The following is a 25,313-nucleotide window of genomic DNA, read 5'->3' as shown; positions in this document are numbered from 1 at the left end:
ATATTCGACAATACAGATCTAACGCGTACAACTTCGCTGATGCAGTAGCACTTAGTGCTCGGATGCATCAATAGTGTAGTCACAGTTAAAATAATCGTAATGTCGCTGAAACTAAAGAGGCGTCAGTGGATTCTAGGTTGCTTTAAGAGAGGAAGTAATTTCACAATATGCTCGGTTTGTTTACGATAGTTTGTTTACAGTGGCTTGTTTACAGTAGATCAGTTAGAAAACTCACTGATATATTGTATCCGTTGATACGAACTAATTTGACAGAGGAATGTGATAAATAGGGTTTCATATATCGCTTTGTCGAATGAAGAAACAAGCCTGAACTTGTGGTAGTACACAGGCTCAGACTCGTTTATAAACTTAGGCTTACACTTGGATTTAGGATCAGCGACTACATGCGAGCAAGCTGAACTTTTCTGTCTTTATTCACCACGCAGAAGTTACCGCGCTTAGTACGACACTTAGAGCATCGTTCACATTCTACAGGACTTCTATCGCCTTCCTTCCAACGCTTAACTAAATGGGGTTCAGAAAGCAGAGGTCTCGAAAGCGCAAAGTACTCAATACCCGTATTGTTTGCAATCGCTTCGATAGCATCAAAATCCGTTAAGCCGCCAACCGTGATAACTGGGATATTAACGTCTTGGCTGATTGCGTGACCATACTCGTGGAAGTAGCCTTCAGCTTGAATGGTGAATCCATCGTGCGACTCGCCAATCATAGTGTCGGCTTTGCCGTGAATATTACCTGACACGACAATGCCATCCACACCCACTTCTTCTAGCTTTTTACAGACTAAACGGGTTTCATCAAAGGTTACACCACCCTCAAAAAACTCAGAAGCGGTGAGCTTAACCAAGATAGGAAAATCGTCGCCAACTAACTTACGAGTCGCGGTATAGATCTCTAGCAAGAATCTCATGCGATTCTCTAGGCTACCGCCGTATTCATCTTCACGTTGGTTGTAATACGGGCTTAAGAATTGGTTAATCAGGTAGGTGTGAGCGGCATGAATTTCGACTCCATCATAGCCTGACGTCTGTGCTCTTAATGACGCTTGAGCAAAGGCATCAACAATGTAGTCGATCTCGTCTTTGGTCATCGCTTTACCCAGTGTTTGAGTTCCTTTTTCTGGAACTTCACTTGGTGCGTAGATCACTCGTTCGCCAAGATCATGCGTGGTTTTCGTGCCACCATAAGCCAATTGCATCACGATTTTAGAGTCGTTACCGTGAACCAGTTGAGTTAGCTTCTGATACTCTTCAATGAATGAGTCGTTATAAATCCCCATCATGCCCGCGTTAGGCTTTTCTTCTTCAACGATGTTCGCATAACCTGTCACGATCAGGCCGACTTCACCTTGAGCCAATTCTTCATAGATAGCGTAAAGTTTATCTGTCATATGGCCATCTTCAGTGGCCATATTTTCCCACGTTGCACTTCTCACGAAGCGGTTCTTTAGTGTCATCTTGCCAATGTGGGTTTCTGTAAACAAAGTGCTCAAGTGTCTTCCTCTCAAAATCGTGTTACGCGAGTTACCCATTAAGCATGGGTACTGATTCAGGCGGATACTACAGAGAATAAACTAGGGGAAACTTAATCTAGATTAAGAGAGCGCCACTCTAATATGAGAAAAAGATAGAAAGAGATAATTAAGGATGAGAAAAACAGGAATTAGAGGAAACTGAGGGAGCAAACAAAAGCCGCTCAGTTTAGCTAAACGGCTTTACGGATTAATAGGCTGATAGATTTATGGCTTTATAGATTGAAGACTTTACCAAAAATCATATTTAACGACGTTATCCATATTGAACCGCAGGATCAACACACTGATAGATCTGCCCAATGCTCGCCCCATTGGATAACAAGGCTTAGATAAGACGCGCCACTTCTTGTCGGTAGATCACACCATGAACTTCGACCTGTTGGGACAGCTCACCGTTGCCAGTCTCCTCGCCGGCCAACAAGCCACCCGGACGTAAGATTGTATAATCCAGAGTACTCGAGGTTAGCCAAGCTTCAGCCAACGACTTTTCACGAACCGCGGCACCAAACCCTTTTCTAGAACGCTCTGACAAATACTGCCACGAGTCACCACACCCCAACGACGTTACCAACACAAATCGAGCGATACCATTGGCTTCAAGCGCATCAGTCAGATGTCGGTGTCCAATGTAATCAACGGGAATGTCAGCTCTGAAGCTGCCCATGCTAGAAACAATGAGTGCTGATTTAGGTAACTGAGCGACCACAGATTCAACTTGTTCTTTATCATTAGCATCACAGCGAAGTGTGGTGACACCAAGTTCAGTTAAGCGCGTGTTCTTTTCTGGGTTTCTCGCAATCGCTATCACTTGATAATCTTGTTTATGAAAATGCTCAACAATTGCAGCACCCAACCCACTTCCAGCTCCCCATACAACGACTGTACTCATAAAAAACCTCATAATATTCATGTTGTAGTGATACTAGCCAGACAATCTAAACCGTTCCTTTATCGAGATCAACAAATGAGAATAATTCTCAATTTTAATTATGGTTTTATCAGCTGTGTTATTTGATAATGAAGCATGGAAGAAGAAGCCTAACCAGTCGGAAAGTCATATATAGGGAATGGAAATAGTGGGAAAGGATACAAAAGATCTGAGTGTAGATTCACTAAATTGGTGGATCTACACTCAGTTTTTTATCTAGGACGATACATGAGAATAACTATTTGAACTGATAGGTGTAAGATGCACCAACACTGTTATTTTCGCCGAAATCATCCTCAGCAAAAATAGTGAAGAAGTTAAATGATTGAGCATCACTTAACTTGTAGCTAGCGCCTACCCCAGCCCAATACCCTGAATAATCATCAGAGCCCATTGAACCACCGCCGAAGCCCATAATAGACCATTCATCGGTTATCGTTTTTAAGCCAAACGCACCGATATAACCGCCACGTGTAGAACTTGGCATCAGTACATAATCAGAACCCACATTCTCATCATCGAATACTGCCACTTCACCATCGTTATAGCTGTATCCAGCCATTGGGAAGATTTGCCAACCGAACGGTTCAATATTAAAATAACTCAGTGGTATAAATGTACCAATACTGTAGTTGTTCTTATAAGCATCGTTGTCATATTCAGAACGGCTAAAGTTGAAGTTCACGATGCCCATCGGCAACAGCCATGAACCACCAACTCGCCACTCTTCGCCGTCCGCATTGACACGAGCATTGATCATTCGCGCTTCATCTAAACCAATAGAGCCTGAGAACTGCAAATCTTCGTTATAAGCAACGCCAGCTTTGGTCACGATTTTAGTCGGGTCATCTGGATGCTTCTCTTCAGCAAAAGCCCCCATCGAACCGAGCGTTGCCACAGCAACAAGTAATAGATTGCGTAATGTCATTAGAAGGTCGCGCTAACGCCAATAAAGTGAATGCGGCCATCGAAAGAACCATCTACCATAAATCGATCCATATCAACTGAACCTAAGTCTGCATACTCGTAGAACACATCAATTAAGATATCATCCCAGTAGGTAGATGCGCCTACTGAGTAGCGGTATTGCTCACCTACTGGCAGGTCAACATACTGCATTGTTGGATCGTCTTGTGGTGAAGTTTCGTAAGAGAAGCCCGCTTTTAAGCGCCAGTCTGAGTTCAATTGGTAGTCAGCACCAACCGCAAATTTCCAAACGTCATCCCAGTCACGTTCGACCTGGAGCCCGCCGATTTGAGTTCCAAAATCGAGAACAGTAGTATCCCACTCACTCCAACGGTGGAACTGAATACTCGCCAACAGATCAAGCTGCTGATTCAACGCATAGCTAGCACTTACATCAATAATTTCTGGAACTGCAATATCTGTAGATAAAGAGCTCAGTAGTCCGATATTTGTTGGACCTTTTACTTCATTGTTAAACTCATGCTCTAGCTTCGAACGATAGCTCGCACCTAACTTAAGTTTATCCGTCGGGGTATACATCACGCCAAGGTTATAGCCGTATGCCCAATCTGTGTCTTGCTTGATGGTCAACGCAGATGTTGACTGTTGTAATGCAGCCCAACTCAATTGAATACCCGCGCCAACAGACCACTGTTCATTCAGCTGGTAGCTCAGTGATGGATTTACTTGCATCGCAGTCAGCGTGATTTCTTCCAGCAAAAAGCGACCAGCCCATTCACTGCCGTAATCTAGGCTTGATCCGCCAACAGCACCAAGTGCAATGCCAAGGTGCAATTTGTCGGTGACTTGATGAGCATGAAAGGCACCAAATGAAGGAAGAACTGAATGCCCCTTCCCATCATCGCTGGAATCTTGATTGTCTTGATATTTCATCTCAAGATCGAACGCCATGGTATTAATCGTGGTTTTGCTTTCACCCATGTGAGACATAGTGGCAGGGTTCGTCCACATTGCAGCAGCAGAACGAGTATAAACACCATCACCAGCACCAGCAGTACCAGCATTAGCAACAACGGCTTCTTGCAAAAAAAGGCCACTTGCGAATGCATTTAAGCTAGTAAAAATTGCAGTGGCAGCTAGAGAGTAAGTAAAAGTTTTTTTCATCAGATTGCTCATTTAGCCTTAGACATTAAATTGTTCTAAGGTTACCGCAAACCACGATAAACAAAGGGAATAATGATTATTCCTTTACAAGTGTTATTTAAATGTTCTAGGTAGATACTCTCTAGGTTTATCACTATGAATTTCACGCTGAGCGGCTATCGCTCGGTTCTTTCTTGATCCGACTTTAATTTGATACCAAGTCTCTAAAAATAAAGCAACGCCAGGGCTTGACCACCAAGTCTTGTTGTAGAGTTTCTTGTTAGCAGCGACAACATCTGGTGACCGATTCGCGCACTCAAGTGCCAACGCATAAGCTTCAGCGTAAGGATCTTCAGCAATTTTTGTCACCAAGCCGTACTCTTTGGCGGTTTGGCAATCAATCACTTTAGCTGTCATAGCCATTTCTAAGGTGTGATCTTTACGCATTAACTCTCGAAATGCGATGGCGCCTCCCATATCTGGAATCAAGCCCCATTTGGCTTCCAATATAGAGAAGGTCGCGTCTGGACTGGCCATCCTAAAATCACCACCACTTGCTAATTGAAGGCCGCCTCCCCAACAACGACCATGAATCGCAAAAATGACAGGACATGGGATCTCTCGCCAACCAAGCGAAAAGCGCTGCGCAGCATTAGGCAATGTCGGTAACCATTTGAACAACAGTTTCATCGCCCCAACTTTACTGTTCAATAACGATTTAACATCTAAACCAGAACAAAAATCTGAACCACTACCTTTAACAATAACGGCTCGAATATCTCTGTTCTTCTTGAGCTCACTTATCATTTCATTAACGGCTTCAAACATCGCCATATCAATAGCGTTGAGCTTATCGGGTCGGTTTAACACAACCGTCGCAATTTGGTTTTCATCGATAGAACAAGTAATACGATCGAGGCTTGACATGGTGGCTACCTTATAAGTGGTCAGACCTTTAGATTATACATTTTATTAACATATGCCAAACTTGCACATTAAGAAGCGAGACCTGTGTTACTTAACGCCTCCTCCTTACACAAACAACATCAATAAAAAGCAGTGATGGATCGCTCCATTCACTGCATTTCATTCGTAGCTTATATTGCCAGTAGCTTTGATAATCAAGGACTCTGAGTTTTGGGAGGACCTATGTTCTTCGAGATTTCAATAACAAGAAGATGAAGTAGCTACCACCAATAATGGAAACTAGCGTCCCTGCTGCGAGTTGAGCTGGGAATACCACCACTTGCCCTAACCAATCAGCAAACAACATTAAGGCTGCACCAATTAAAAACGACAAGATGATCTGCTCTCGAACCAAACGAGCCCCCACCATTGCAGCGATGTGCGGAGCTAACAAGCCGACAAACGCCACAGGCCCCATGGTTGTTGTCACGACCGAACATAAAACCGCGACAATGCACAACAATACCACGTAGGCGATATTGAGATTCAACCCTCTGGCAATCGCGAACTGACGTCCAGTTGCAATCAAGGTCACCCAACGACTCAGCAGCAGAGCCACACCAATACAAACCGTTATCACTATGGCCATAATCATTGCTGACTCAGGTTCAACACGATAGGTAGACCCTGCTAACCAAGCCAACAAAGTGTATTTCCCCTCACCCACTCGCGTTAGAGAGAATTGCACCAAAGCTTCCAATACCGCGGTGAGCGAGATACCCGTCAGAATTAGAATAGACGGAGCAAACTGATGCTTCTTGCCAAGAAACAATAACAAACAGAGTGCAATCGCACTGCCCAAAAATGCAACCCATGGGCTTAGAGAGTGAATCGAATATCCCATAAACAAGCTGCTGAAAATCAAAGCTAGAACCGCACCTGCCGACACACCAAGAATATCTGGACTGGCGAGGGGGTTGTAGACCAATCTTTGTAAAACCACACCAGCAACCGCTAAGCCGCCACCAGCGAATATCGCCGTTAACATTCTCGGCCAACGAATAGACCATTCAAATGCGTCTGGAATAACAAAGTAGCCCATATCAGAAGAAGGCTGAGACAATGTGCTCAACGCCAGCAACCCGAAAATCATTGTGCCCAATAAGAAGTAAGCCAAAGGTGAAATAGACCTTAACCCTTTCGGCATCGAGAAAAACAGCTGATCTTGAGCAGACATTTGCTTGCGAGCAATAATGATCAAAGCTGGAGCACCAATCACTGCAGTTGCCGTCCCTGTTGGAATCATGTCCAAAGACCATTGTGCCAAGAAGATAGCCAGGCTGTCAGTGACACAAAGTAAAAGCGCACCTAATACACAGCTTGCGATGAGTTCAGATTTCGCCTTTAAAAAGCCCAAGTGCCTTGCGATATTGGGAGCAATCAAGCCGATAAAACTGATCACGCCCACCGAAGTAATCGACACTGAGACCAACCAAACGCCAATTGCCATTAGCACAAAGAAGGTGGTGCCAATATTAAGCCCGCGCGCTGCTGCCCCTTCAGTACCGATTGAAAGCAGAGTCAGAACCCGTGGCGCCAACAAGAATATGGCAAAAATCGGCAGTAGCTTTGGCATCAACCACAGTACTTGTTCCCAACCATTTTGCCCTAGGTCGCCCGCTCCCCATACAAACAGGTTCTGTGCGTACTGATCGTTGAGCAGAATAATCGCCGTTGCAAATGCCCCTAGTAACAAGTTGACCGCCATACCCGCCAGTACAATTGGCAAGCCGCTCATGTTTTTGATTCCGACAATCGAAACAATAAGTCCCATCGCAAGCAGCGCACCAACTAGTGCAAACCAAACTGAATACTGAGCGACCAACATAGGCGCTACCACATTCAAAATGACCAGACCAAGCCATGCACCTGATGATGTACCTAAAGTTAACGGCGACATCATGCGATTTTGCGTCAACTGTTGAAACAGACTACCTATGGTACCGAGTGTTCCACCAACCAAGATCGCCATCACCAAGCGAGGCAAGTTGACATAGGCTAACGCCATCAACTCGAATGAATCATCGACCATTGAGTTGAATGTTGCGATGTCACTGATCTGTGAGACTTGCTGGAACAACTCACTAATAGGGCCAAACTCCGACTGCCCTAACCATAAATGAACAAGGGCAGCACAAAACAGCACAACCCCCATCATAAAACCACTGGATTTCATTACTGCTCCGCTAACATCAACAACGATTGCGCCATGGCTTCTGCGTTATACAAAATCGACATTGCACCGCCGTAGCTCCAACTTGCCGCTACTGGACTAAATTGACCATTGCGTACGAAAGGCATGCTCTTCCAAACAGGAGAACGATCTAACTTGTCTTGATACGGGAAAGGTTCAAAGTAAAGCGCAATGCCACCCTTGACGTTCTTAAGTTCAGTCATTCGTTTTTGACTGATGCCCCACTGGCTTGCAGGAAGATCCATCGCGTTTTCAAAACCAAGCTTTTCGAGTGCATATTGTGGAATCGAGTTATCGCCGTAGATAAACACAGAAGTTGTGCTCGCAAAACGGAAAGAAGTGACTTTCGGCTTGTCGCCCGGATACGCTTTATCTAGTTCAGCTTTTAGAACCGCGATACGTTCATCCATCGCAGCCAGTTTATTGTTCGCTTGCTCTTCTTTGCCAAGCAATTGACCTACCTTTTTGAAGTTCTCGATAGCAGCCGCAGCATTGCTGTGTTGTTCACTGTACGTTTGGTAGTAAAGCACGGGCGCAATTTCAGACAGACGCTCCTGAAGATCTTTCTGAGGAGAAGCAATAAGAATCACATCAGGGTTTAGCTTCTTCAAAGCAGAAAAATTGGGCTCAGTTCGAGTGCCAATATCCGCCACGCCTACAGGAATCGCAGGCTGAACAACCCAATCGGTATAACCTGCAATATCGGGCACTGCGACTGGCGTAACGCCGAGTTCGATAACTTGTTCAGCAATGTCCCAGTTCAGCGCTGCGACTCTAACCGGTTGTGCTTCAAGGGTTTTAACGCCCTCACTGTCTTCAACTTGAAAATTAGCCATCGCATTAAACGATAAAGCGCTCGCTAATGCCGATACCACAAGCTTTGCGTTCAAGTTCTTTGCTTTAGAAAAATGGGAAGCTATTCGGTGTAAATTCATGCTGTTGCCTACTCAATCTAAATTCTATATTTCTTCAAACGACAAAAGCAGCCCAGTAAAGGCTGCTTTCAAATTGATAACCCTAACCTAGTTAGAATTCATAGTTCACGCTTAGCTCTACAGACTGCTCAACACCGAACCAACAGTTCGATTGGTCATAACAGGTGTAGTACTCTTCATTAAATAAGTTGTTAACCAGCAAGTTAGCCGTTGCCCCAGATAGTGTGTCGCTTGCCTCACCTAGGTCATAACCCACGGATAGATCGACGACCGTGTATGACGGTACTTTGCCTTGAGTGTTTGTTGCATCCATTTCCATTTCACCCATGTAACGAGCGCCTGCACTCCAGCGCGTACCGGATAAAGCACCACCGTAAACATAGTAATTACTCCATAGATTCGCTGCGTGCGTTGGTACGTAGATCGGTGTCGTTCCTTCTAGATCAGGGTTTGCATCTTCCGTCACTTCCATATCGACATAAGTGTAGCTCGCGTTCACATCCCAATCTTCCGTTACAAACCATCGACCTTCGACTTCCACACCTTGAGAGCGTACTTCGCCTAACTGAATCTTAGAGCGATATGTTGGATCTGATGGATCTGCAGCAATTGAGTCTTTCTTAGTGATGTAAAAGTATGATGCTGTAAGTTGCTGTGCCATATCAGCAGAAAGGTATTTCATACCTAGTTCGACTTGCTCACCCAACTGAGGTTTCAACGAGTTACCGTTGATATCAGTACCTGCCGCTGGCTCAAAACTCGTCGCGTAACTTATAAATGGAGAGATACCATTATCTAACTCATACAGCGCGCCTACGCGGTAAGAGAACTGGTTGTGATCGGCCTTTTCAGTGCCATCGCTTGTTGGGTAAGTACTCGTTTTATCGTCACTCGCTTTAAACATGTCGTAACGTCCACCAGCAAGTAAAACCAGCGCGTCGTAGCGAACTTGATCTTGGAAATACAAGCCCAGTTGTTCAGTCGTTATGTCATGTGATTCACGATAATTCTCTTGTAGCTGGCTCTTATCAAGCAGATCATTATTCGGGTTGTATGCGTTAAAGCCGTAGAAACCAGCATTCGCGGTGAACTCTTGATACAAAGAGTCACCGGTTAGTTTTAGGTAATCGAGACCAAACAATAAGTTATGCTCTAAACCAGCGACTTCGACACGACCTGACACTTGGTTATCGATAACAAAGCTTTGAGAGTCTTCATCCGTGCTGTACACATTTCGAATTAAGCTACCAGTTGCGGCGTCAAAATTCGTACCGCGATGGTAGGTGTTTTCTTGATATAACGACGCATCGGAATAACGAGCATTCTGAAGGAAAGTCCAGTTGTCATTGATTTGGTGGTTAATCTTATAACCTAACATCAACACTTCACGCTCAAAAGTGCTCCAGTTCTTATCGCCCATAGACACAGATGGATCGCTTGCCTTCAAGACTTCGAGCGGCATTGCTGAGTTAGTACCCATTGACGGATCATTCTGATAGTAAAGATTGAAGTTAATAAGTGTTCTATCAGATACCTGCCAATCTAACGATGGAGCAATCACATAACGCTCTTCTTCTGCGTTATCAACTTGGCTGTCTTGTTTACGAGCTAACGCTACCAAACGATATGAAAAATCACTGTCGCCTAACTGACCTGAAGTATCAATTGAGGCTTCCATCAGATTTCTTGAACCTGTAGATACACCAACTTTTGTAGACCCATCTTCTTGCGGTGCCTTCGCGATCATGTTGACCATACCACCGGGTGGCATCGATCCATACAACACAGACGTAGGGCCTTTAAACACTTCTACTTGCTGAATCGCAATAGGGTCTATCTGAGGTTGCAGATTCCAACCGGTTAGGAACGGAAGCACCAAACCATCGTAGTAACTTTGGTTGTTGCTAAAGCCACGAATAGAGAACGTATCGTACATTGTTACGGATGCGCCCTTCTGCTCGGTTACAACACCCGGCGCGTATCTAAGCGCTTGGTTGAGGGACTTCACACCTCGTTGCTCTAACTGTTCTTCATCAATAACGGTAATACCTTGAGGCGTCTCTTCTGGCTCAAGTGCCGACTTAGTCGCTGTATTACGATAGGCTTTACCCATAATAGTAACAGTCTCGATGTTCGAGTCTGCCGCTGTAACGGTTTCTTCCGCCAACGCTTGCGCTGAAAACGCAGTGAGCAACGCTACTGCAAGTGATGAATACTTAAAACGAGTGTGAGTGGTCATGATTCCCTCGGTACCAATACTTAATATAAATAATAATAAATCTCATTTGCATTGTATGTATCTAGAGATGGGATAATTAACAATTTGGTGCAAATTAAAAAAGAACTTGGCTTAATTTTAATGAAAATCGGTCAATTGCTGATTAAAAACACAATTGACCTTATTTTTGGAGAGGCTTTCCAGGAAGAGATTTTATGCGGATATGATTACGATTTAATAATAGGAACCCAGTACTCCATTTCAGCATCTGACGCGTGGGCTTGATAGCCAAATGGGTACACTTCGAGCTCATAACCATCGATACCACGATAACCAGAACTCGGCAGCCAGTTAAGTACAAACCAGCTAAGAGTGTGTCGTAGATTCTCAATAGGACCACAATGCTTAACCACAGCGTAGGTTTGCTTAGGGATGGTCAGCACCTTCAATTTATCGGATATGATGCTTGGTAATTGCGGGATGGAAATTCCGTCGTGAAGCTCAACACCAGCCCAATAGTGGATGTTGGTACCATCGAAACAAGACTGAGTAAGATCAACTACGCCAATAAACTGAAGCACATTATCATTTGGAATCGTAACTTCCTGTTCCAAGCGAGACCAAAGCTGAGGGACTTTCTCTGCAAAGTCTTGTGTTAGTGAAAACAAGCCGCTGATTTCTGATGTCATGCCTTTAACAAGAAACGACTCTTTTTCGTCAATGCGAACCTCAACAAAACTCAGAGCGCCTTTCTCTTCTGTACTCACAGTTTCAGATACTTGTATCGGCTTTCTTAGCCCAACTCTTTTACCCGCTTTTCTATATTGGCTTGGGCTCGCCCCAAACATCTGCTTAAAGGAGCGACTAAAACTGATTTCTGAGTTGAATCCAAGTCCAAGTGCAACATCAATAACACGCTCTCTTCCATCAAGTAGCTCTTCGGCAGCCTGACTCAGCTTTAGCTCTCTCACATAGTTAGCCACAGTAAGCCCGGTTTCAGCTTGAAACACTCTTTGCAGTTGCCAGCGAGACCAACAGCTTTGTTTAGCAACATCTTCTAGCGATAATGTCGAGCTTAGGTTCGCATGAATATAAGCTAAAACGCGGCTAATACGATCGAATGCAGGTGTATTCATATTCAAGCTTTTATATTCTCTATAGTTGGCAGTGACACATTAGTTTCACAAATACTTTTATCATTTAAAAAGGCTTTTATCACTTAAAAAAGTACAGCCTATCCACACTTTATAAATCTCAAAAACGTTAAAAGCACCGAGTAGATGCTCCATTTTGTATGGTTATCCTCGATTATGTCCGTTATGATAACGTAACTGATTCTCATTTATTGATTTAAGATGCTTCCCCAACTGCACAATATTATCACTCGTCGGAAAGCCCCGTCTCTACATCAGAAAATCTTCGCTTACTCAAAAGAAGTTACCCCTTATTTAAGCGGAAGCTTTGGCGCACTGAATAGCAAGAGCATTGCGGTAACAAATGAGAATAGCCATAAAGAGCTCAAACGAGTTTACGATGGCCTTGCCCAAAGCCACCCAGAATCAGGCAAAGCGTATTGGTTAACGCGAACTTGGGATCTCGTGTGTTGGCAACCTATCTATGTGACTTTCATTTCTATCTACGGACTTCATTCACTGCCCGATATCAAGAATATCGGTCAGTTTAGATACAAAGAGTTTATTACTGGCTATCGCTTTTTTAATGGTGATCATCAACATGGCTCACCTGAAGAGCTTATCCCACACGCTGGGGAAGCCATTCTTGCATTGACTGAGTTTTATCGTAGCCAAATCAGTGAATGGACACGCATTCGCCCAGGGTTTACCAATCACTTACTGGCTGATCTACTATTAAGTAGTTTGATCAAACTGCAACAGCACGAACCAAGCCTGACCAATGATTATATCACCGTACAAGCTAAACTTTGGTTAGAAGCATGCCAATTACCTAAAACTCATTTAAACAGCCTTAAGGTCGATGCCCATTCTGGTATGTTAAAACTGATCAGAGTGAGCTGCTGCCTTGTTTATAAGTGTGATTCAGGTAAGTATTGCGACGATTGTCCTAGACATCCTGACAACAAAAAAATCGCCAAATAACAGCCACTATTTTAAAGACCAGTGCGACAAATTTGCTTTCACTAAGCATCGCTATTGCTCTCTATACAGGACCGACATGTTCCAGCTTTCAAACATCAACATCGTTCGAGACAACCGAACCATCCTCTCAATTGACGATCTTACTATTCCGACCGATGAGCTGACCGTAGTTCTTGGTCACAATGGCTCAGGTAAATCCACACTCGTAAACTTGCTGTCAGGACAAATGTCTCCAGATCACGGCACCGTCGAGTTAGAAAACACTTCTCTTTCTTCATTCAAAAGCAAAGATCTAGCGAAGAAGATTGCTTATTTACCGCAAAAGCTACCTGCTTCTGCAGGTTTAACCGTAGAAGAGCTGGTTCGTTTAGGCCGTTTCCCTTGGAGAGGCGCATTAGGCCGTTGGAATTCTGAAGATAAGTCGATCATTAAACAAGCTATGGAAAGAACCGGCATTGCTGATTTTTCACAGGCGTTAGCAGATGATTTATCTGGAGGTGAACGCCAAAGAGCGTGGGTATCAATGTTACTTGCTCAGCAATCTCCGATCTTGATTCTTGATGAACCGACCTCTGCGTTAGATGTTCATCACCAATTTCAGCTTATGGGTTTATTGTCTGAACTCAACAAAAAGGAAAACGTCGGAGTTATTGTCATTTTGCACGATTTGAACTTGGCTCTGCGCTACGCCACACACATTGTTGCCCTGAAAAAAGGTCAGATTGCATTTGAAGGCAGCGCGGATAAGTTACTCGATGAACAAGCTTTGTCAGCACTGTATGAGTCCCCTATCCGACTGATCGATCATCCTGCTCCTGCCAAGACAGCCGCAAGTGAGAAGGTTGCAGTCGTCTGCGAATAATTAGGGCATTTCAGTTTAAGTACAAGCTCTAGGCTCTAGGCTCTAGGCTCTAGGCTCTAGGCTCTAGGCATAAAGAAGGCCATTGAAATCGTATAACTTCAATGGCCTTCTTCATTTTTCACTTGTTAAATCATTGTATTACTAGCCAAGCTGCGACTCTCTCGCTTCTTGGCTACTGAAACCACGTAAAATATTAAACAGGGTAATCAGTGTGAACAACATGATGACAAGCGATAGATGCCACGCTTCTCCTAGCCCTAATTGAACTAGCCCCATACTCACCATTGAAGACACCACCATCTGCCCTCCGCCAGACATCGCAGCCGCCGCGCCAGCGTTCTTCTTATAAGGCAACATCACCAACGCCTGAGCACAAGGTAACGCTATACCATTACCAAGAATCATCAAGAACTGGCCAAGCATTAAATACAGTGGCTCAAGTGGACAAAAGAAAAGCCACAACGCCGCAGCAACGTGCAAGACAGGCGTACATAACAGAGTTTTCTTGTTACCCAGCATAGGGCGAATACGGTTACATAAGCTTGTTCCGCCGAGCATGCCTAATGCAGGAATAACCGCCCACATCGCGTATTCATCTGACGTCATACCAATCTGGTTTTGCATGATAAATGGCATCACTGATACAGTGGTGATCATCAAGCTAAAGTTAAGCCAACCGATACTTGCAAAGCTCATAAAATAACGAGAAGTAAGTAACTCTTTATATTGAGAAACCATTTTCTTCGGTGAAGGGATAGCTGAAACCTGAGTGACGGTTTCCTTAAACTTGAACGCCAATACCACCCAAGCCAATGAGACATAACCAAGTAGTGAGATAAACACCATGCTCCAACCGAAGTGGAAGTTAATAAAGCCGCCGATTACGGGCGCAATCAAAGGTGTAATCGACGCAACCATCGCAATATAAGACATCGCCAAAGGCAAGTCTGCGCCGTTGAATCTATCACGCGTCGAGGCGCGAGCAAGTACAGCGCAACAGCCGGTCCCTAGGCCTTGTAGAAATCGCCCCATCACCATATTGGTAAACGAGTGGCTGAAGAAAATGATCATCAATAGTCCCAACATGGCGATTAATAATCCGCTCAGCAACACTTTCTTACGTCCTAAAGCGTCAGAAATAGGACCATAAATAAACTGAGAAGGCCCAAAACCTAATAAATAGACACTCACCAAAAGCTGGGCTTGCTCTAGTGATACATCGAAGTCTTTGGCGATCCAAGGTAAAGAGGGAAACACCAAACCCATACTGAGTTGACCGATACTGATAACCAAACACGCAAGTAAGATCGATTTAAAATCAAAGCGACGACTCATCGTTTAATACGTCCGTTCGAAGAAAAAACGTGCGTATCTAACTCACAACATAAAAACAGAGAAAATAGCGGAAACGCTGCTGGCGAGTTGTTCATAATGCTCCGACTGGATCAAATAAAGAAAGGCACAGTAAACATACGTGAGCTTGTATAATCATACAATAGACGATCAACTAAATATGTGAATAGTCACTTTTCAGTAACCTCAACTTCCCGCCTATCGACCACAGGCGCTAGACTAACACTAGACGCTCATAATCAAGGGACTTCAATGAACACTCATCACCGTATTTTCCCATGTGCTTTGGCGCTGCTTGCCCTTGCTCCTATAACGTCAGCCTTTGCGTGGCAGGCAGAGAAGATCACCGACGGACTCGTGATCCCTTGGGGGTTGGCTTATATCAACGATAACTCCATGCTAGTAACAGAAAAATCAGGCGTCATTAAACACATTGATTTAAAGGCCGGCGATCAAAACACATTGTTCAGGCTGCCAAATGTTTGGGCGAAAGGCCAAGGTGGATTATTGGATATCGCACTCTCCCCTTTTGAAAACGGAAGGTTCTACGTCACTTATAGTAAAGACGTCGATGGTGAAGGTGTAACGACACTGGCTTCTGCTAATTACAGTAATAATGAAATCACTAATTGGACAGACGTGTTTGTGTCGAAATCAAGAACGGACACCGGGCGTCACTTTGGTAGCCGTATCACCTTTGATGAGAGCCACCTGTATTTTTCAATCGGCGATCGTGGTGACAGGGACAACGGCCAAGACACCATGACTCATGCTGGCTCAATATTACGATTAAATACCGATGGAAGCACGCCAAGCGACAACCCATTCACTGATAACAACAAGTTACTCAATGAGATTTGGAGCTATGGCCATCGTAATCCACAAGGTCTGCATTACGATTTTCCGACACAGAAGCTTTGGTCGATTGAACACGGTCCGCGCGGTGGTGATGAAATCAACCTAATAAAAGCAGGTGGCAACTACGGATGGCCAACAACCTCTCACGGTAAAGAGTATTGGGGCCCAATAAGTGCTGGTGAGTCTGAAACCAAAGACGGCATTGAAGCGCCCAGAAAAGTCTACATTCCTTCAATTGCTCCCGGCAGTTTGATTGTTTACCAAGGCGATAAATACCCAGAGTTAAAAGGAAAGCTGCTGGCTGGCGCACTTAAGCTTACTCACATTAATATTGTGACAGTCAATGAGCAGGGTGAAGCAATCAAGGAAGAGCGTATTTTAGAAGACTTAGGCGAGAGGATAAGAGACATCGAAACTTCACCAAGCGGAGACATTTTTTTCAGTACCGATAATGGCAACCTATATCGATTGAAAAAGTAAGCAAATTATTGATCTAATAAAGACATGATACTTACAACAAGATATATAAATACAAGCCGTTATGATTGGGGGAAAGCTCCAATTAGCGGCTTTTAAATTTACAAAATGAATGTGCCAAAACAGTGCAATTACTCCAAATTTGTCATCAATTTCGACCACCTTTTTCACAAAAACGACAACAAATCACCATACAACTGTAACTCCATGATATTTAAGGAATGCAAAGTTTGACTACCCCCAAGTTTCTGCAACCTTTCACTATGGATTCGATTGACTATCCCTTGATTTGATTTAGACTTCATCTCGGCTAGAAAGAAAGTTCTTTGTATATAAACATTTCGTTGGATTACTAGTAACCCCGTTGTGTTGTACGCAATAGCAATAAACTTTTCCGCGCTATCAGTGCCACAATTGGCTCAAAATAAAAATTTAATTTTAGGATATCATCATGTCTAACACAGTTACTGGTAAAGTAAAATGGTTCAACGAAACTAAAGGCTTCGGCTTCATTGAGCAAGAAAACGGTCCAGACGTATTCGCACATTTCTCTGCAATCACAGGCGACGGTTTCAAAACTCTTGCTGAAGGCCAACAAGTTGAGTTCACTGTATCTCAAGGTCAAAAAGGCCCACAAGCTGACAGCATCAAAGTACTTTAATTTAGTATTTTAAAGCTTTCTAAAAATAGCCAGCCTCTGCTGGCTATTTTTTTACCCGCTATTCAGAGATTTAAGGTAATATTCCCCCTCACTATTTCTACCTAGACACCCTATCAATGGCTCTTAAACCGACAATCTACAAGTTTCGTATCTCATTAACCGATATGAATCGCGACTATTACGACTCTTTTAATCTAACGGTTGCACAGCACCCTTCAGAAACAGAACAGCGCATGATGGCTCGTATCATTGCTTTCTGTATCAAGGCATCTCCTGAACTTGAGTTCACTAAAGGGTTATCTAGCATTGAAGAACCTGATTTATGGCAGAAGTCGTTGGATGACCAAATCCTAGAGTGGATTGATGTGGGCGAACCAGACCCAGAGCGCGTTAAGAAAGCGACTCGCTTATCTAAGTCAGTGAGCGTGTTCAGCTTCAACACCAAGTCGAACATTTGGTGGGAGCAGAACAAAGGTAAGTTCGGTTACCTAAAAGCTCAGATCGTTCGTCTAGACAACGATGGTATTGAGCAGTTAACGGCAATGACACAACGTACGATGGATCTTTCAGTGATGCTGTCGGGTAACTCTGCGTTCGTAAACAGCGACACTCAATCTGCAGAAGTGACGTGGGAAGAGCTACAGAGTAATGACTGAGATCCACACTCAGACTGAACCTCAGCGCCAAACTAAGCTCGAAGCGTGTTTGCAGCTCGCTGGTCTCGATTCAGTGAAAGCGCTGACGACTGACTATGAAAAAGAGCTATCGTCATTTATTGATGAAAACCATGCTCTGTTTAAGCACGCTTGCGAGAACAAGCCGGACAACTCTGCACGTCAGACGTTGCTTGGCCTGTTAACCAAAGTACATATCGATGCAAGCTATCGCTTTGAAAGCAATAAAGAAGCAAATGAGGCGATGCAAAATGTATTCGATAAAACAGTGGGCACTGAGTACAGCGACAAGTTTCAAAACTCTAACGCCCAGCAGTTAAAATTAGTGACGCATTTGTGGTTGTTCATTCAAGGACGACTAGGAATGGATTACAGCCTTGCCAATGATCATGCTGCTGTAGCCGCTACGCTGTTGTCTCGCATATCGAGAAGCAGTGATGATGAGATTCGCGTAGAGTTTATGGCCAGTTTTTATGATGGTTTGAACCTCTATCAAGCTGAGAATAAGCCCTCCGGTTTTGTTCACTACTTTAAGCGTTTGTTTAATCTTACTTAAGCATTCCACCAGCGGCTGTACCCAAATTTGCGCTTTATAGATTCTGTAGAGCGCATCTAATTTCCGTTCCAACCAACTCACATCGAAAATGGAGATTCCCTATTACGCTCGTTCCTCACTTTAGGGAATGACGACAGGTCTTTCGAGTTAAAGCGTGATCATTTCCTAATCAACGTCATCAATCTTGACCGTCATCCTCGAGAAGGAGGAACGACTGAGTCGGGGATCTCATGCCAAGTCAGAAAACTACACAGACAAACAGATTCCCTATTACGCTCATTCTTCACTCTAGGGAATGACGACATTCGCAGCCATTACAGTTAACTTCATTACAAGTACAAAAAAGCCCCGCAGAGTGCGAGGCTTAGAATCTTGGTTGTCGATTTTCTAAGGCTAAATCGAGCTTATCAAATAACGAAACATATTAACGCAGGCCGTGTAAGAACTCATGGCGCGTTGCTGGGTTTGATCTAAAAATACCGCCCAAGGCAGTTGTTGTTGTTTCGCTGGTTGCGTCCATTACACCACGCGATTTCACGCAGTAGTGAACAGCATCCATGGTTACAGCAACGTCATCGGTTTCGAGTAGCGTTTGCAATGCAACAAGGATCTGCTGAGTCATACGTTCTTGAACTTGCGGGCGTTGTGCAAAGAAGCGAACAATTCGGTTGATCTTCGAAAGGCCAATGATCTTACCTTGAGGGATGTAAGCGACGGCCGTTTTACCATCAATGGTCACTAAGTGATGCTCACATGTGCTGGTTACGGTGATGTCTTTCACGCGTACCATCTCACGAACACCCATCTTGTTTTCGATCACGGTGATTTTAGGGAAATTGGCGTAATCCAAACCGGAGAAAATCTCATCGACGTACATTTTTGCAATACGTTGCGGTGTTTCTTCCAGACTGTCATCCGCAAGATCAAGTTCAAGGAGAGTGAGAATCTCACGCATATGGTGTTCGATTCGTTCCTTTTTCTCTTCTCGGCTAACCTGATTAGGACGCATTGGTGTCTCTAATCCGCGGCTTGCTAGCGCATCTTTAACCAACTTCGCTGATTCGCTAAGACCTGACATTGAACTTCCTCTTTTAATACCCCTTCTGGATGGCAAACAAGGATACTCGGAATTTTGAATAAATACACCCATATTTTAAGGGAGGTCATTATTTACGGGGCTTAAACTATGCTAAAGTGGCTGCAATTTCGTTGGCGAACAACCGTGATTTGATAATTATTGAACCACCACTGCCAACCGCCAAATCAAAATAATAACGACCAAAGGATTTCAATTATGGGCTGTTGCGATGCTCCGGGCTTAATGCCAATTGAAGAAGCACTAGATAAGCTGCTATCACCAATTACACCGATTCAAACGACCTTATCACTGCCATTAGCGGATGCATTGGGTTACGTACTTGCTGAAGATATTCTTTCCCCTATTTTCGTACCTCCTTTTGATAACTCAGCAATGGACGGTTATGCACTGCGCTTAGCAGACCTAGATAACGGTAAAACTCTACCATTAGCCGGCAAATCCTTCGCGGGTCAGCCATTTGAAGGCGAATGGCCAGCAAACACTTGTATCCGCATTATGACAGGTGCAAAGATCCCGGAAGGCTGTGATGCTGTTGTGATGCAAGAAAACACACGCGAAACAAACGCTGGTGTTGAAATCCAACAACAAGAAATCAAGCTGAACAATAACATTCGCCCTACTGGTGACGATATCAAGCAAGGCGATATCGTACTTAGCCGTGGTGAGCGTTTAACACCTCGTGACATTCCAATGATTGCTTCATTGGGTGTGAGCCACGTGACAGTGTTACATAAGCCTAAAGTCGCTTTCTTCTCTACTGGCGATGAGCTAAAGCCATTAGGTCAACCGCTTGAAGACGGTCAGATCTACGACAGTAATCGTTACGGTATTAAACCGCTGATCGAAGCATTCGGTTGTGAAGCGATTGACCTAGGCATCATCCCAGACTGCCCAGCAACACTTAAAGAAACCTTCGAGAAAGCTCAAGAAATAGCAGATGTTGTGGTTACTTCTGGTGGCGTGAGTGTGGGTGAAGCAGATTACACCAAAGACATTCTTGAAGAGCTAGGTCAAATCGGATTTTGGAAGCTAGCAATCAAACCGGGTAAACCTTTCGCATTCGGTGAACTTGATAACGCATGGTTCTGCGGTCTACCGGGCAACCCCGTATCAGCAATAATGACCATGTATGTTTTGGTTCAGCCTATGCTGGCTAAACTTGCTGGTCACACAGCATGGACAGCACCAGAATCTATTCCTGCGATCACTAAATCCGCATTCAAAAAAGGCCCAGGTCGTACTGATTACCAGCGTGGTATTTACACCATTGAAAACGGTCAGTTTGTAGTAGAAACAACAGGCAACCAAAGTTCAGGCGCTTTCCGCTCAATGAGTTTGGCAAACTGTTTTGTGGTACTAGAACGTGAACGTGGACGTGTGGAAGTGGGCGAAACAGTTCAGATTCAACTGTTTAACTCAACGCTTTACTAACGAGGCTTGATGATGGAAATACTGTCTGATGCTGAGATGCTTCGCTACAACCGTCAAATCATTCTTAAACAGTTTGATTTTGAAGGCCAAGAAGCTCTGAAACAGAGCTCAATCTTGGTACTGGGTGCCGGCGGCTTGGGTTGTGCCTCTTCTCAATACCTTGCTACGGCGGGTATTGGTCAGCTGACACTGATCGACGATGATATTGTCGAGCTTTCAAATTTACAGCGACAAGTCCTTCACACTGATGCCGACATTGGTAAGAAGAAAGTAGATTCAGCCGCTGAGTCGTTGCAGGTGTTGAACCCTTATCTAACCATTGAAACCGTCGACCATAGGCTTGATGACGAAGCGCTTGCGAAGTTGATTGAAGTACACTCTCTTGTTCTTGATGCCTGCGACAACGTTGAAACGCGTAATCAACTCAACCGCTTGTGTTACGCCTCTAAAACGCCACTCGTATCAGGTGCAGCGATTCGCATGGAAGGTCAGATTAGCGTGTTCACTTATCAAGACGCAGATGCACCGTGCTACCAGTGCTTAAGTGCCCTATTCGGAAACGCTGCACTAAGCTGTGTTGAAGCGGGTGTCATGGCGCCCGTTGTCGGTATGGTAGGCGCAGCTCAAGCTTTGGAAGCTATCAAAGTTATTGCTAAGTTTGGACAACCCAAACAAGGCAAGCTTTTAATTCTCGATGCCATGTCGCACAACTGGCGTGAAATGAATTTAATGAAGATGTCTAATTGTTCGGTGTGTGGGTAAACTAACTCATATCCCCTTCTTATAAAAAACCTAAGCCTTGACTAAAAGTCAGGGCTTTTTTAGAGCTCAACATCAGCTTCGCAAATCGATTTATCAATTTGAAAGACTCTATAAAAGATTAGTTTCATTTGAGTTCTCATTTTGAGAATACAATGAAAAAATCAGCACCACAAAATATAATTGTTAAAAATCAACACCTTAAATTTGGCACATAACTTGTAACTGTATCGGTACCTTCCATCACAAGGATGTAGATATGAGAATTACAACGTTAAGTTTGCTATTAAGTGCCCCTCTAGTCGCCAACGCAGCGCCATTCGATACCTGCCCTAGTCAGGCATACCTCTTTCAGTCGAAACCCGTTGAGGTTTGGGGTGTTAATCTAGTGACCGGCTCAACCACTCTGTTAGAAGACGATACGGGTATGAATGCCAATATCAATGGTGTTGGTTTTGACTTTCAAGATAGATATATTTACGGCTATGACACAACCAACAAGCGCTTGGTGCGCCTAGGCCAAGACTTCCAAGCAGAAGTCATCAATACTAGTGGCTTACCAACCGATCACACTTTCTATGTTGGTGACGTCTATGAACACGTTTACTACCTATATCGTAAAAGCAAAGGTTTATTCACAGTTGATCTTTCGCCTTTAGACAACAATCCAAACGCAACGGTAATCGTCAATAAAATTGTGGGTAGCCCTGCGTCCGTTAATCTAACTGACTTTGCGTTTCACCCAAGTGATGGCTCCCTGTATGGTATCGACAATGCATCAGGTGGTTTATATCAATTCAACCCAACCACAGGTTCAGAAACCTACATTGGTGATACCGGAGAGCTCGGAACGTTTGGTGCGGGGTACTTTGACGTGAACGGTTACTACTACGTATCAAGAAACCAAGACGGAAAAATCTACCGCATCAACTTATCTCCTGACAACGCGACTAATATCGCTGCTGGGATTGTTCCTGCCGTTGAATTTGTATCAAATGGTCCTGCTTCTGGCCAAAACGATGGTGCTCGCTGTGCTAATGCCCCAGTTGTTGACGAAGATTCCAACATCGACTTCGGTGACGCGCCAGATAGCTACCTGACTCTTCTCGCAAGTAATGGTCCTCGACATGAACTGGATGGCATCACATGGTTAGGTACAACTCCTCCAGATGCGGATTTGGATGGTTATGTCACACCACAATCAGACGAAACCGTTGGAGTGGACGATGAATGGGCCAACGGTGGTATCGGTTTTGTAACCGCACTTGAAGCCGGGCTTGATTCAAAAGTAGTAATTGAAGCTTCAACAACCGGTTACCTTTCAGCTTGGATAGACTGGAACCAAGATGGCAGCTTCGATGGCGCCAACGAGCAGGTGTTTACAGATTACGCGCTCGATGCTGGTGAAAACGATCTGTTCCTTAATGTTGATATCAACGCACTGACCGGTACTACGTGGGCTAGATTTAGGTTCAGCCAACAAACCAACCTAAATTACTTTGGCGGTTCAACCTCTGGTGAGGTGGTCGATATTCAAGTCGATGTTCTTAACGATGGTGCCACCGCTCGTTACTTCCCGAGTGCTTCTGGCTACGCAACGCTCGCGTACGAAGATAACTGGCCATATAAAGCAGATTACGACATGAACGATGCTGTTCTTATGTATCGTATTACCGAGATCCTTAAAGATGGAAAAGTCGTTAAATCCACTATCGACGGACGTTTAGCTGCTGTCGGGGCATCGTACAGAAATGGCTTTGCTGTTCGACTTCCTAATTTAGACCCGAGCTTAGTAAGTAGTGGTAACTCTTACATGAAACACAACGGCGTATTCACTGACCTCGACTTAGAAGATGGACGTAGCGAAGCAATATTTGTAATCGCCAATGACCTGACAGAGAAAATTAGTACCGATTGTACCTTTTACCGGACCAGTAATGGGTGTAAAGAGGATGAGCAGTTCTCATTCCAAATAGGTATTACCTTAGCGGGGGACGGTGTGAGTACAAACAGTTGGACAGACATGCCTTACGACCCGTTCATCTTTGCAACGCCTGGGTATTATCACGGTGAAAACCTACCTCTACATCCAGGGAGAAGCTGGGAAGTTCACCTGCCAGACCAGGCTCCAACTGAGGCATTTGATAGCGCTAATCTATTTGAAGCTGGATTAGGCGTCGATGACAGTAATCCATCAACAGGTAAATACTTCAAAACTGCAGAAAACCACCCTTGGGCTCTAATAGTGACTTCAGATGACGAATGGGAGTGGCCTCTAGAGTACGTCGATATTGTTACCGCGTACCCTGAGTTTAAACAATACGCAGAATCCGGTGGTGACACGAACCAGACGTGGTACCAATCACCTGTAGACAACCAACGCTACGAACCATAAGGAGAGACGTTATGACTAATCACACTAAACAATATCGAGACAATCATGGCATTGGTTCAAGTCGCAATCTCTCTGAGGAAAAATGTATGTCTGTACAAAGCATTTGGAACATGAAGAAGTCACTAGCCGTTATTTTAGCTGTCACTCCACTGGTATTAGTAGGTTGTGGAGGCGGTGGTGGAGGTGGTGGTGGCAGTAGTGCATCGACTCCATCTACATCTGCACCTGCAACACCGTCGACTCCAGTAACAGCAACACCATCGCCGTCTCCCGCGACAAGTGCGATAGCAGCGCAAAGCTATACGATGAGTGATTTAGTGGTACCTGACGAGTTTGACTACAGCTCTGTTGAACAGTTTGATCTCGACATCGACATCAGCAATATTTCGACAGATCGTTCTTTTGTAACCGTTTATAGTCGTTTTAGCACAAGAGATGACGCAACCTTGAAGCCAGATTACTCCAGCAAAGTGATTGCAGGCTCTTTAGATAATGGTGTTTTCGCCTCGAACTTTGCAGCACCGGTAAACCATGAAGCACTCTTGATAGAGATTTGGTTTTACGATGGTCAACCTCCATTGCAACAAGTCGTTTCTAGCGGTGACTCCCAGATCGTTTGGTAGTCGACGGATACAATTTGTTGGTTAACTGATACAAAACGGATTATGTATCAATACAAAGCGAGCAGTAATGCTCGCTTTTTGATCGCATTAGAATAGGGAACCACTCAAACTTTCTGATTGATTACATTCACTTTGCTGCCAATCTGACTTATCTTTTCAAGATAACCTTCAAAGACTTACTCTCATGAAACAGTTAAAAATAGGTCTATTTATCTTAATGTGTGGTTTGGGTGTCCTTTTGGCTCTCACCTATTTCCCGCTAACATCTGAGACAGGGCAACGCATTCAAGCCAAAGTGATTTCGAACACGCTCACTCAGTCCTTAGATGGACACAGACGCTACCTCACCGTTCAGACAAAAGATAATGACGTATTTCGCATCTCTATTGCTCCAACCACAGAATGCCCTATTGATTCTGTGGTCACGCTTGATACATTAAACAATCAAATAACCGGACAAAGCAGTTATCAGTTCATCCACTGTCGGGCCGCACAGTAACCATCAATACAACAACTGTATTCGCTAAAACAGCAGTAATCGCCATAACACTGTATTTGCTATAACAACAAGAATCGCTAAAA

General features: G+C 44.2%; 21 protein-coding genes and 1 pseudogene. 11 read left to right on the top strand and 11 right to left on the bottom strand.

Translation table 11 applies throughout. The annotated features are described in order from the left end of the window. Positions 1-400: 400 nt before the first annotated feature. From BCU75_RS08480 to BCU75_RS08440, 9 genes and pseudogenes are all read right to left on the bottom strand, one after another. Complete coding sequence (locus BCU75_RS08480; protein ID WP_102473531.1) at positions 401-1,513, bottom strand: NADH:flavin oxidoreductase; 1,113 nt, start codon at positions 1,511-1,513, stop codon at positions 401-403. Positions 1,514-1,808: 295 nt separating this feature from the next. Then, positions 1,809-2,444 (bottom strand): annotated as a pseudogene (locus BCU75_RS08475) (SDR family NAD(P)-dependent oxidoreductase). A gap of 277 nt (positions 2,445-2,721) precedes the next feature. After that, a complete protein-coding gene (locus BCU75_RS08470; protein ID WP_102473530.1) occupies positions 2,722-3,411 on the bottom strand; it encodes a hypothetical protein in 690 nt (229 codons plus the stop codon). After that, positions 3,411-4,574, bottom strand: coding sequence for an OmpP1/FadL family transporter (locus BCU75_RS08465; protein ID WP_102473529.1), 1,164 nt, complete (start codon positions 4,572-4,574; stop codon positions 3,411-3,413). The genes BCU75_RS08470 and BCU75_RS08465 overlap by 1 nt, the downstream gene beginning before the upstream one ends. Before the next feature lie 93 nt (positions 4,575-4,667). Beyond that, positions 4,668-5,480 (bottom strand): crotonase/enoyl-CoA hydratase family protein, encoded by an 813-nt coding sequence (locus BCU75_RS08460; protein ID WP_102473528.1) that lies wholly within the window; start codon positions 5,478-5,480, stop codon positions 4,668-4,670. A 220-nt stretch (positions 5,481-5,700) separates the two neighbouring features. After that, positions 5,701-7,695, bottom strand: a complete 1,995-nt coding sequence (fhuB, locus tag BCU75_RS08455; protein WP_102473527.1) for a Fe(3+)-hydroxamate ABC transporter permease FhuB — start codon at positions 7,693-7,695, stop codon at positions 5,701-5,703. Beyond that, positions 7,695-8,648: an iron-siderophore ABC transporter substrate-binding protein gene (locus BCU75_RS08450; protein WP_102473526.1), complete on the bottom strand. Its 954-nt coding sequence runs from the start codon at positions 8,646-8,648 to the stop codon at positions 7,695-7,697. Before BCU75_RS08450 ends, fhuB begins: the two co-directional genes overlap by 1 nt. 91 nt (positions 8,649-8,739) lie before the next feature. Beyond that, a complete protein-coding gene (locus BCU75_RS08445) occupies positions 8,740-10,887 on the bottom strand; it encodes a TonB-dependent siderophore receptor (protein WP_102473525.1) in 2,148 nt (715 codons plus the stop codon). Positions 10,888-11,093: 206 nt separating this feature from the next. Further along, entirely contained in the window at positions 11,094-12,002 is a 909-nt protein-coding gene (locus BCU75_RS08440; RefSeq protein WP_102473524.1) for an AraC family transcriptional regulator, read from the bottom strand. A 219-nt stretch (positions 12,003-12,221) separates the two neighbouring features. Between BCU75_RS08440 and BCU75_RS08435 the strand changes: the two genes are divergently transcribed. Further along, positions 12,222-12,983 carry a siderophore ferric iron reductase gene (locus BCU75_RS08435; protein WP_102473523.1) on the top strand — a complete coding sequence of 254 codons (762 nt, stop codon included), beginning with the start codon at positions 12,222-12,224 and terminating at the stop codon, positions 12,981-12,983. A gap of 76 nt (positions 12,984-13,059) precedes the next feature. Continuing rightward, on the top strand, positions 13,060-13,845 hold the full coding sequence (locus tag BCU75_RS08430) for an ABC transporter ATP-binding protein (protein WP_102473522.1): 786 nt from the start codon (positions 13,060-13,062) through the stop codon (positions 13,843-13,845). A gap of 141 nt (positions 13,846-13,986) precedes the next feature. Here BCU75_RS08430 and BCU75_RS08425 read toward each other — a convergent pair whose 3' ends face one another. Beyond that, entirely contained in the window at positions 13,987-15,180 is a 1,194-nt protein-coding gene (locus tag BCU75_RS08425; protein ID WP_102473521.1) for a multidrug effflux MFS transporter, read from the bottom strand. Positions 15,181-15,450: 270 nt separating this feature from the next. On the opposite strand from BCU75_RS08425, the gene BCU75_RS08420 reads away from it, so the two are divergent. The 4 genes from BCU75_RS08420 (at position 15,451) to BCU75_RS08400 (ending at position 18,424) form a co-directional block, all read left to right on the top strand. Then, positions 15,451-16,536 carry a PQQ-dependent sugar dehydrogenase gene (locus BCU75_RS08420; RefSeq protein ID WP_102473520.1) on the top strand — a complete coding sequence of 362 codons (1,086 nt, stop codon included), beginning with the start codon at positions 15,451-15,453 and terminating at the stop codon, positions 16,534-16,536. Between the two features lie 448 nt (positions 16,537-16,984). Next, positions 16,985-17,194, top strand: coding sequence for a cold-shock protein (locus tag BCU75_RS08410; protein WP_004731543.1), 210 nt, complete (start codon positions 16,985-16,987; stop codon positions 17,192-17,194). A 116-nt stretch (positions 17,195-17,310) separates the two neighbouring features. Further along, positions 17,311-17,850 (top strand): YaeQ family protein, encoded by a 540-nt coding sequence (locus BCU75_RS08405; protein ID WP_102473519.1) that lies wholly within the window; start codon positions 17,311-17,313, stop codon positions 17,848-17,850. After that, positions 17,843-18,424 (top strand): hypothetical protein, encoded by a 582-nt coding sequence (locus BCU75_RS08400; protein ID WP_102473518.1) that lies wholly within the window; start codon positions 17,843-17,845, stop codon positions 18,422-18,424. Before BCU75_RS08405 ends, BCU75_RS08400 begins: the two co-directional genes overlap by 8 nt. Positions 18,425-18,848: 424 nt before the next feature. Here BCU75_RS08400 and folE read toward each other — a convergent pair whose 3' ends face one another. Next, positions 18,849-19,502 (bottom strand): GTP cyclohydrolase I FolE, encoded by a 654-nt coding sequence (gene folE / locus BCU75_RS08395; protein WP_004731548.1) that lies wholly within the window; start codon positions 19,500-19,502, stop codon positions 18,849-18,851. A 216-nt stretch (positions 19,503-19,718) separates the two neighbouring features. On the opposite strand from folE, the gene moeA reads away from it, so the two are divergent. From moeA to BCU75_RS08370, 5 genes are all read left to right on the top strand, one after another. Further along, a complete protein-coding gene (moeA, locus tag BCU75_RS08390; RefSeq protein ID WP_102473517.1) occupies positions 19,719-20,954 on the top strand; it encodes a molybdopterin molybdotransferase MoeA in 1,236 nt (411 codons plus the stop codon). A gap of 12 nt (positions 20,955-20,966) precedes the next feature. After that, complete coding sequence (gene moeB / locus BCU75_RS08385; protein ID WP_076677240.1) at positions 20,967-21,716, top strand: molybdopterin-synthase adenylyltransferase MoeB; 750 nt, start codon at positions 20,967-20,969, stop codon at positions 21,714-21,716. Between the two features lie 256 nt (positions 21,717-21,972). Further along, entirely contained in the window at positions 21,973-24,108 is a 2,136-nt protein-coding gene (locus tag BCU75_RS08380; RefSeq protein ID WP_076677107.1) for an LruC domain-containing protein, read from the top strand. An 11-nt stretch (positions 24,109-24,119) separates the two neighbouring features. After that, on the top strand, positions 24,120-24,731 hold the full coding sequence (locus tag BCU75_RS08375) for a hypothetical protein (RefSeq protein WP_076677108.1): 612 nt from the start codon (positions 24,120-24,122) through the stop codon (positions 24,729-24,731). 184 nt (positions 24,732-24,915) lie between these two features. Further along, positions 24,916-25,230 carry a hypothetical protein gene (locus BCU75_RS08370; protein WP_076677110.1) on the top strand — a complete coding sequence of 105 codons (315 nt, stop codon included), beginning with the start codon at positions 24,916-24,918 and terminating at the stop codon, positions 25,228-25,230. Positions 25,231-25,313 lie beyond the last annotated feature (83 nt).

The sequence above is a fragment of the Vibrio splendidus genome (assembly GCF_002873455.1).
Lineage (GTDB): Bacteria > Pseudomonadota > Gammaproteobacteria > Enterobacterales > Vibrionaceae > Vibrio > Vibrio splendidus_J.
This window is presented reverse-complemented; position numbering and strand designations above follow the sequence as displayed.

Bases quoted from the DNA above. Each gene is read 5' to 3' on its own strand.
- BCU75_RS08470 (WP_102473530.1), bottom strand. From the start codon at position 3,411: ATGACATTACGCAATCTATTACTTGTTGCTGTGGCAACGCTCGGTTCG.
- BCU75_RS08465 (WP_102473529.1), bottom strand. From the start codon at position 4,574: ATGAAAAAAACTTTTACTTACTCTCTAGCTGCCACTGCAATTTTTACT.
- BCU75_RS08460 (WP_102473528.1), bottom strand. From the start codon at position 5,480: ATGTCAAGCCTCGATCGTATTACTTGTTCTATCGATGAAAACCAAATT.
- fhuB (WP_102473527.1), bottom strand. From the start codon at position 7,695: ATGAAATCCAGTGGTTTTATGATGGGGGTTGTGCTGTTTTGTGCTGCC.
- BCU75_RS08450 (WP_102473526.1), bottom strand. From the start codon at position 8,648: ATGAATTTACACCGAATAGCTTCCCATTTTTCTAAAGCAAAGAACTTG.
- BCU75_RS08445 (WP_102473525.1), bottom strand. From the start codon at position 10,887: ATGACCACTCACACTCGTTTTAAGTATTCATCACTTGCAGTAGCGTTG.
- BCU75_RS08440 (WP_102473524.1), bottom strand. From the start codon at position 12,002: ATGAATACACCTGCATTCGATCGTATTAGCCGCGTTTTAGCTTATATT.
- BCU75_RS08435 (WP_102473523.1), top strand. From the start codon at position 12,222: ATGCTTCCCCAACTGCACAATATTATCACTCGTCGGAAAGCCCCGTCT.
- BCU75_RS08430 (WP_102473522.1), top strand. From the start codon at position 13,060: ATGTTCCAGCTTTCAAACATCAACATCGTTCGAGACAACCGAACCATC.
- BCU75_RS08425 (WP_102473521.1), bottom strand. From the start codon at position 15,180: ATGAGTCGTCGCTTTGATTTTAAATCGATCTTACTTGCGTGTTTGGTT.
- BCU75_RS08420 (WP_102473520.1), top strand. From the start codon at position 15,451: ATGAACACTCATCACCGTATTTTCCCATGTGCTTTGGCGCTGCTTGCC.
- BCU75_RS08410 (WP_004731543.1), top strand. From the start codon at position 16,985: ATGTCTAACACAGTTACTGGTAAAGTAAAATGGTTCAACGAAACTAAA.
- BCU75_RS08405 (WP_102473519.1), top strand. From the start codon at position 17,311: ATGGCTCTTAAACCGACAATCTACAAGTTTCGTATCTCATTAACCGAT.
- BCU75_RS08400 (WP_102473518.1), top strand. From the start codon at position 17,843: ATGACTGAGATCCACACTCAGACTGAACCTCAGCGCCAAACTAAGCTC.
- folE (WP_004731548.1), bottom strand. From the start codon at position 19,502: ATGTCAGGTCTTAGCGAATCAGCGAAGTTGGTTAAAGATGCGCTAGCA.
- moeA (WP_102473517.1), top strand. From the start codon at position 19,719: ATGGGCTGTTGCGATGCTCCGGGCTTAATGCCAATTGAAGAAGCACTA.
- moeB (WP_076677240.1), top strand. From the start codon at position 20,967: ATGGAAATACTGTCTGATGCTGAGATGCTTCGCTACAACCGTCAAATC.
- BCU75_RS08380 (WP_076677107.1), top strand. From the start codon at position 21,973: ATGAGAATTACAACGTTAAGTTTGCTATTAAGTGCCCCTCTAGTCGCC.
- BCU75_RS08375 (WP_076677108.1), top strand. From the start codon at position 24,120: ATGACTAATCACACTAAACAATATCGAGACAATCATGGCATTGGTTCA.
- BCU75_RS08370 (WP_076677110.1), top strand. From the start codon at position 24,916: ATGAAACAGTTAAAAATAGGTCTATTTATCTTAATGTGTGGTTTGGGT.